This window comes from Sphingobacteriales bacterium (assembly GCA_012517435.1).
GTDB lineage: Bacteria > Bacteroidota > Bacteroidia > CAILMK01 > JAAYUY01 > JAAYUY01.
This window is the reverse complement of record JAAYUY010000168.1, coordinates 1-8,475: the sequence shown is the minus strand read 5'-3', so window position 1 is coordinate 8,475 and position 8,475 is coordinate 1. Positions and strand designations below refer to the sequence as shown.

General features: G+C 39.6%; 7 protein-coding genes. All 7 read right to left on the bottom strand.

Translation table 11 applies throughout. The features are described 5' to 3' along the window. The coding region (locus GX437_09895; protein NLJ07969.1) for an oxidoreductase at nucleotides 1–747 on the bottom strand (747 nt) is incomplete at its 3' end. 11 nt (nucleotides 748–758) lie between these two features. Continuing rightward, nucleotides 759–1,184 (bottom strand): hydrogenase iron-sulfur subunit, encoded by a 426-nt coding sequence (locus GX437_09890; GenBank protein NLJ07968.1) that lies wholly within the window; start codon nucleotides 1,182–1,184, stop codon nucleotides 759–761. 10 nt (nucleotides 1,185–1,194) lie between these two features. After that, the gene (locus GX437_09885; protein ID NLJ07967.1) at nucleotides 1,195–2,931 is read right to left on the bottom strand and encodes a CoB--CoM heterodisulfide reductase iron-sulfur subunit A family protein; all 1,737 of its coding nucleotides are present in this window, start codon (nucleotides 2,929–2,931) and stop codon (nucleotides 1,195–1,197) included. A 12-nt stretch (nucleotides 2,932–2,943) separates the two neighbouring features. Continuing rightward, entirely contained in the window at nucleotides 2,944–4,137 is a 1,194-nt protein-coding gene (locus GX437_09880) for a 4Fe-4S dicluster domain-containing protein (protein NLJ07966.1), read from the bottom strand. Between the two features lie 17 nt (nucleotides 4,138–4,154). Continuing rightward, nucleotides 4,155–5,942: a CoB--CoM heterodisulfide reductase iron-sulfur subunit A family protein gene (locus GX437_09875; GenBank protein ID NLJ07965.1), complete on the bottom strand. Its 1,788-nt coding sequence runs from the start codon at nucleotides 5,940–5,942 to the stop codon at nucleotides 4,155–4,157. 250 nt (nucleotides 5,943–6,192) lie between these two features. Continuing rightward, nucleotides 6,193–6,903, bottom strand: coding sequence for a Crp/Fnr family transcriptional regulator (locus GX437_09870; GenBank protein NLJ07964.1), 711 nt, complete (start codon nucleotides 6,901–6,903; stop codon nucleotides 6,193–6,195). 197 nt (nucleotides 6,904–7,100) lie between these two features. Beyond that, complete coding sequence (locus tag GX437_09865) at nucleotides 7,101–8,420, bottom strand: IS1380 family transposase (protein NLJ07963.1); 1,320 nt, start codon at nucleotides 8,418–8,420, stop codon at nucleotides 7,101–7,103. Nucleotides 8,421–8,475: the final 55 nt, after the last annotated feature.

The window sequence follows — 8,475 nt, the reverse complement described above, 5'->3', positions numbered from 1 at the left end:
TCTGGTAGCAGGCCCCATGCAGATAATCCCCTGTTCAAGGAAACATGTTTCCCCATCATCAATCACATCAACAGGCCTTTTAAATTCTTTAACCAGTTTATTTTCAGTTCTTTTTCGTTTACATTCATCACACTGAGATTTTGCAAGTGCGCCAACAACAGAGCCTTTTGGTGGCAGTTCAGCTCCGGTTACAATTGCCAGAAAAACTTCAACAAGGCGTTCGGTTTGAGGCGGACATCCCGGAAGGTAATAATCCACTTCCACCACCTGATTTAAAGCCCTGACATCGTTGTAAAACTCAGGAATTTCAAGCTCTCCTTCAGGGACATGAAACTTGGGTTGTGGTTTTACTTTTTCAGGATTTATGGTTGACTCGCTTTCTTCATAAACCCGTCTGAAAATATCCTCTTTTGTGGAAAAATTGGCAAGACCGGGTATTCCACCAAGGTGTGCACAGGAACCATAGGCCACGAGGATTTTGGTTTTCTTTCTCAGCAATTTTGCAATATGCTCATTTTCAGAGTTTCTTACTGCACCATTAAAGAGGGTAACATCAATCGAGCCGTCAGGCATGGCTTCCACATCCTTGTATTTAATATCAAGAGCAATAGGCCAGAATACAAGGTCAGCATGTTCGACAACCGTAAATAGTTTTTCATGGACATCGAGCACACTCACACAACAGCCACCACAGGCAGCACCCCAATAAACTGCCAGCTTCAATTTTGGTTTTCCGTTTTCCGACATTTTACTTTGTTTTAAAGAATTGTTTCAACTGTTTCTTTTACTTTACAAGGGCCGAGAGCTGTAATCTGAGATGTAAACTCATCTACCAGTTCGGCAAATTGTTTTCCTTCACTGGCACTTATCCACTCGAGCCGTAATCTTTCATCCTCAAGACCCATCTGAAGAAGAAATTTTTTAAGCAAATGGTATCTTCTGAGGCATTTATAATTACCTTCATGGTAATGACAATCGCCCGGATGGCAACCGAGAATCATGACACCATCGGCTCCTTCACGAAACGACTTCAGTACAAAGGTGGGTTCTACCCTACCTGAACACATCACTCTGATAATGCGGATATTAGGAGCATATTTCATTCTGGAAGTACCCGCCAGATCAGCGCCTGTATAGGAACACCAGTTACATAAAAAAGCAACAATTTTTGGTTTATAGCTCATGTTTTTATCTTTAATTTTCTTCTTCCAATAAAATCATTTCCATAAGTCCTTCTATCTGAGAAAGAATCTGACGGTCGGTAAAATGCCGGCAACGGATAGCACCACTCGGACAGGCAGAGCCGCATGTTCCGCATCCCTTACAAAGTATTTCATTGACATGTGATACATTTCTTTCTTCGATATAACTGATGGCAGAATAAGGACATACTTTTACACAGGTCTGACACCCACAGCAAATATCTTCATTGACCACAGCCGTTGTTACTTCCACCTCGACCTCTCCCTTACTGATAGTGGCTAAAATGCGGGCAGCAGCAGCTTTAGCCTGCGAAACCGAATCGGGAATATCTTTCGGGCTCTGGCAGGTGCCTACAATATAAACTCCATCCGTAGTTGTGGCTACCGGGTCAAGTTTCGGATGTTTTTCAATGTAAAACTCATTGCCACACATGCTGATTCCGGCAGCACGGGCAATATCTCTGGCATTTTCATGGGCTTCCATAGCAGTCATCAAAACTACCAGATCAACCGGCACTTCCACGTCAGAAGATGACAAAAGCTCATGAAAATTTATCAGGAGATTGCATCCATCATTTTCCCCAGCCTTTCTGACTTCAGGCAGTTTTCCCCTCTGGTCGAACATCATGAAAATGACGTTTTTACGTGAAGTTTTTGCGTAAAGCTCTTCACAGCCTTTTCCAAAAGCACGCATATCGGCATAAAGCTGATATACATGGGTTTCGGGTAAAGCTGATTTGATCTGATTGGCATATTTGAGGGCTGTATTGCAACAGGTTCGGGAACAATAGTCATGATAGTTTTTATTTCTGCTTCCGACACAATGTATGATGGCCACACTCCCGGGAATTTTTCCCTCTTTTGTCAGAATCCTTCCATTTTTAAGCATTTCTTCAAATTCAAGGGAGGTAATTACATCCGGTAGTCTGCCATATCCATATTCATTTATTACAGAGGGATTAAAGGGTTTCAAGCCGGTTGCAACAATGATATTTCCAAACTTCAGCTCGATGCTACTGCCGTTTTGCCTTATTTTAGCCTGATAGCTGCCGATATACCCGAATATTTCTTCAATTTCAGCCTCAGTGAAAACTTTAATATGTTCATGATGCAACACTTTATTGATAACAGGCCTTATCATTTGAGAAGCACTGTAAAAATATGGAAATGTCAGGTCGAGTCTGGCGGCATAACCTCCAAGCTCCTTTGATTTTTCGATCAAAAAAACATCTTTGCCGGCACCGGCAAGTTCGAGTGCAGCAGTCATTCCGGAAATTCCACCTCCAATAACAAGCGTAGAGGGGTCAATTTCGACTTTGCGCTTGTCAAGGGCTTCATGATAATTAACCCTGTTGATGGCAGCGGCAACAAGAGATTTTGCTTTTTTAGTAGCTTCCGTCCGGTCGGTATGAACCCATGAGACCTGTTCTCTGATGTTGGCCATTTCAAACATATATGGGTTTAATCCGGCATGTTCAAGCGCTTTTCTGAACGTAAGTTCATGAATACGGGGAGAACAGGCAGCCACCACCACCCTGTTCAGTTTATGCTCCTTTATATCCTGAATGATTAAATCCTGTCCGGGATCGGAACACATGTATTTGTAGTTTTTAGCAATCACAACATTGGGAAGGGTTGCCAGTTCTTCGGAAATTTTTTCAACATCCACCATTTTAGCGATGTTGGTTCCACACCAGCAGACATATACGCCTATTCTTATATCGTTCATAATCATTTATTTTTAAGCTGCAACAGATACTTCAAGATGATTTTGTTTTTTATACCAGGCTTTTTTCAGTTTTGAAAAATATACAGCAAAAGGCCTGTAGGCCAGATGCGACCATTTTGAAAAAGGTACTTCAATGATAATCATAGGTACCAGAACAGCCAGATGTATAACGTAAAGGATGTAAGTGGCTCCGGGTAAGCCTCCTATTCTGAAAAAGTGGATCAGAATACCTGTGATGGTGGTTAATCCGAGCATGATGAGAAACAGCCAGTCGGTTTCATGTGAAAATTTAAATTTAATTTCCTTTTTCCGGATGCGGCCAATAATGCTGTAAACTATGAAAAACAGTAGGCCAAAGGTGGCATAATATCCGAGAATCCGCTGCCAGTTGTACCAGGGTTTGACTTCTTCAATCTGGAACCGGGGCAATAAGCCAACAATGACAATAAACATAATGGTATATCCCGACATCAGGAGAAAATGCCCTAACCAGTAGCTTTTTTTGTCGCACTTTGAAAATTTGGGCTGTGAAACAAAGTTAAAAATCAACTGCCATGCTTCGGTAAAATATGCATAAAATGGAACCCTGACCGATTTGTCTTTGATAATCGTAAAATAGAACATCCTTAAAATATTGGAGATCAAAAGGGTAGCAACAATAGCAGCCATGATCAGGTCGCCTGTTTCAATTACTTTGACAAACTGAATATTGGATAAACCCGGGACCAGGCTATTTATTAAAACACCACCACTATTCGGGTCAACATAATTTGAAGGATTGCTGAAGATATCAGCTGCAGGAGGCAGGAAAATGCCAAAAGCTGCCACAATCAGCACAAAAAAGACGACAATAAAGGAAATTTCCCATACTTTTGAAGTATAAAAGCGTTTCGATAGTCCTGTCCAGTCATATACGGAAGTCAGGTAACGCCTGAGTGTCATCATGATTTCACCCGGATTGGCATTTCTTGGGCAGGTGGTCGAACATTCACCACAGAAATAACACAGCCATGGATCAAGATTAGCCGATAACTTTTGCTTTAAACCCATCTGCGCCTGGCGGATACTTTTACGGGGAAACAGAAAATTATTCTCTGTCAAAGGGCAGATAGCGGTACAGTTTCCACAATGAAAACATTCATTCCAGTCTTTTGCACCATATTTTTTTAAATCAGTTTTCAGATTTGGATCAATTCTGTAAGTCATTTTAACCTCCTGTATTTTTAGCCCAAGCGGGTTTCAATTTCTTTTAAAGTAATGTCCTTGTAATTTTTAGCGACCTTATTATTAATGAGCGACTGCAACACACGGGAAGCAGCAGCAGAAGCCTGTGCCACCGTATCAGGAATATCTTTCGGCCCCTGGCAAACACCGGCTACCATAATGCCACCGGAAAAAGTATTTACCGGGTCGAAATTATAGTTTGCTTCATTAAACCAGCCATGTTCATCAGTAGTCAGACCAAGCATTTCAGCCAGCCTGACTGCATCTTCCCGAGGCTCAAGACCGGCAGCAAGAATCACCATATCTACTTCCTGTTCGATGATTTTTTCGTTCAGAATATCCTCGCTTCTTAATATCAGCTTGCCGTTTTTCTCTGTAATCTTAGCCGTTTTACCCCTGATCATCTTCACCCCTTCTTCTTTTATCCGCTGATAAAATTCCTCATATCCTTTTCCGAATGCCCTCATATCGATGTAATATTCAAACACATCTGCATGATGGAGTTTCTCTTTAACCAGATGAGCCAGTTTCAGGGAATACATGCAGCAAACTTTTGAGCAGTAAGCATGATAATTTTCATCCCTGCTTCCCACACAATGAATGATGGCAATGCTTTGCGGCTCTCCGGCACCGTTTTCAAAGACCCAGTTACCTTTTTTGTCCTGCGTACGGAAAGTAATATTTCCACCGGTAGGACCTGCTGCATTGATGAGCCTTTCAAATTCAAGAGAGGTCAGCACATTGGGATATTTGCCATAGCCAAACTGCTCCACCTTTGAAGGATTGAACAACTGAAAGCCAGTAGCAACAATGATTTGTCCGACTTTCAGCTCGACATCCTGATCCTGTTCATCAAGGTTGATACAACCAGGGACAGGACAAACTTTCTCACATACGCGGCATTTACCACTCTGCACATAAGTGCAATGCTCTGCATCAATCAGGTATTTATTTGGTACGGCCTGAGGAAAAGGAATATAAATGGCCTTCCTCAACGAAGTGCCGGAATCAAATTCACTGGGCGATTTTGAAGGGCATTTTTCAGCACAGGTGCCGCATCCGATACAGGTAGCCAGATTCACTCTTCTTGCTTTTTTGTGTATCTTGACGGTATAATTGCCCGGCCCGCCATTGACTGAGGTAAGCTCCGAGTAAGTCAGAATTTCGATATTCGGGTGTTGCCCCACCTCAACCATCTTTGGTGTGAGAATACAGGCGGCACAGTCGAGGGTAGGAAAAGTTTTATCAAACATAGCCATGTGACCGCCTATTGTTCCGGTTTTTTCGAGCAAATAAACCTTATTTCCTCCGTTTGCAATTTCAAGTGAAGCCTGAATACCTGCTATTCCTCCACCAATTACCAACGTTTCCCGGCAAAGATCAGTTTTATCCGTAAAGAGGATTTCCTCATAATCCTTATCATTTAATGCACATAGAATCAATCCCTTGGCCATTTCAGTCGAGTGTCCGTTCAGCGAAGCATAGCAGGCAAAATCAGCGAGAACAATTTTAACATCATCTTTTCCGGCCAATGATAGACTCTGACGAAACATATCCTTAATTTCTCCAGGATAATCGCCTGCAATGATAATCTTTTCAATGTCAATGGCTTTCAATTGTTCCGACAGTTTTTTAACTGTAATCTGCACTCCGGAGGAAAAATCCCAAACAGTCCTGATTTCAGGAATTGATCTAAGAAAATCTTTAATTTCCTTAAAATTAAACAACCCTGCTTTTTTGCTTCCTGCATTATAGAGACAAACAGCGGTTTTACTTGTTCCCTTCATGATTATAGTTTATTTTTTAAATATGAAACTGATGTTTTTTTAAATCTTCGTTACACAAAATCTCAATCAATGCTTTATTCCCTGCCATGATTCTTATTATTCTAACTGGCTCAATATTATTTTTACATGAAAAATACAGGAATGACTGACATCACCAGAGATTCTGATTTATATCATGAAATCAGATAAATGGCTTTAACTAAACAACTTTAACAGAATTAAAAAAAAGAAGATGATGTAAAAGAATGAATTATTCCTGTACTCTTGCTATTCTGGTGAGTGTTTTTAAATCAAGAATACGTATGGTTCTACATTCTATTTCGATGATATTTTCGTCTTTAAGTTCAGATAAAACCCTGATGACTGTCTCGGTTGCACTACCTACCAGACTTGCCAGGTCTTCTCTTGAAATTTTAATATCTCTGCTGCCATTTGGTTCAGCCTGAAAAAAAGTATTGTATATATGAAGAAGCGTTTCCGCCACCCTTTCTTTTACAGATTTTAAAGCTATTGAAGTCATTTTTTGTTCAGCTTCTTCGAGCATTCTGCTAAGTTTTACCAGCAACTGATTGGTCAGATTCGGGTATTTCATAAACAAATGAAACATCCTTCTGTTATTGATAAAACATACGACAGAATCTTCTATGGCACAGGCAGTTGTAGAATATTTTTTCCCTTCAATCAATGATTTTATGCCGAAAACATCTCCGGGAGAAACGACACGGACAATTTGTTCCCGCCCATCAGTACCGTTTCTGAATATTTTCACCCTGCCTGAATTCAGGCAATATAAACCATTCGGATAACTTCCTTCATAATAAATATTTTGTCCCTTGCTATAAAGAATGGATGTTTTTTCAACACTTAACTCCAGCAAATCTTCCGGAGAAAGCATGTTGAAATAATTTAAAAACCTGACTTTACATTCACCGCACCTTGGTTTTTCAAACCTTTTCTGCATCCCGTTTTTTTTTGAAATTATGTTTTGTTTTATCCGGAAACAGGTAATATTCTGACATGTAAATTTAATCTGAAATACAGTAAAAAAACATGACATAGATCAGTTTTTTTTGAAAGAAAATTTTAACAGCCTGATTTGTCATGAATTTTAACAGAAAAGAAAATTGATAGAGATTTAGCCAGAGATGTAAACCCAGATTACTTATTAGAAAAAAACAAAGGGAAATCGACCTGATTTGAATTATTCCAAAGGCCAATAAACCATTTACGTCTTTGCTTAGCCAAAGCAATATTCAATACATAAGTTCCATTGTTTTTTTGGAAGAATGCCCCAATAGCAAATATTTTGTAACGTAATGTAGATAGTTTATGTTGAATTTCTGATTTAAGAACAAACAATCGAAAAATAGCCATTAAGTTATAGGCAAAAATAGCCACAGTCAGTGCTGCTTCAGTTGCCCAAAATTCCTGAAGATTGAAACTGTTAAACCCAAAGTCTTCTTTAAGTTCTTTTATACGATTCTCAGAATCTGCTCTCAAACGATAAAGCCTCCAAATATCTACTGCAGATAACCTCATATTGGTCACGTAAGCTGAGTACTTGTAATTATAGTATTGTGGCATTCCTTCAAAAAGAGAAAGCATTCTGCCGGCAGCTTCCGGATGTTTATCTATTCTTTGCCTTACGACCACAAGTCTTCTGGGCGCATCCCAATCATAACTTTGATATGTAGTATCGCAAATTTCGATTCCATCATCAACAGGCAGCCAGTTTTGTTCTAAAGAAATCATTTTTTGAATAGGAATATAAAACCTCACAGCTACAATGTAATTGATTACTTTTTCTTCAATAAATGAAAGCACTTCTTTTGAGTAGAAACCACTGTCGAGGCGAATTAATCCAATAGTTTTCCCTTTTAACTTCTGAAGGGTATCTTCTAAAAAAGCTGCAAAATTATTCGCTGAATGAGTATTTCCACTACGCAACCAGAAGTTTGCTACCAGTTTTAGATCGTTAACAAATGCGATGATTGGATGATGACTCTTACGTCCTGGCTTTTGAGGATTATATCCCTTCTTTGCTCCCTCTTGATGCCCATATCGGGTGTTAACACTTGAATCACAATCAAGTGTATAATTGTCAAAGCTGATATTATTGAATAGCCAACCAAAAAGACCATGTGACAATTCGCTACTGCTTTCCATATCAAATTTCTTAAAGAACCGTTTATAGGTATCATTTCCAGGAGCCTTCTTCCATCCAAATATCTTTATCAAGGCTTTATCATGTCGCGTTACTTCGGTATGTAAAAAACGATTTGCACCACACCAAATACTAACCATGAATGACTCAATGATATCTAATGGGGAATATCCTCTGTTTGATCCGGGTTGAGGAATAAAATCATAGCTGGAAAGTTGCTCCCGAACCCCCATTTTTCTCATCATATTTCGCAAAAAGACTAAACCTGACCACGGTGTAATCTCTTTATTGGTAAACTTTATATTAAATTTCATTCAACAAAATTACTTATTGCTAAGCATTAGAAAAAATCTTATTGCGTAATCTGGG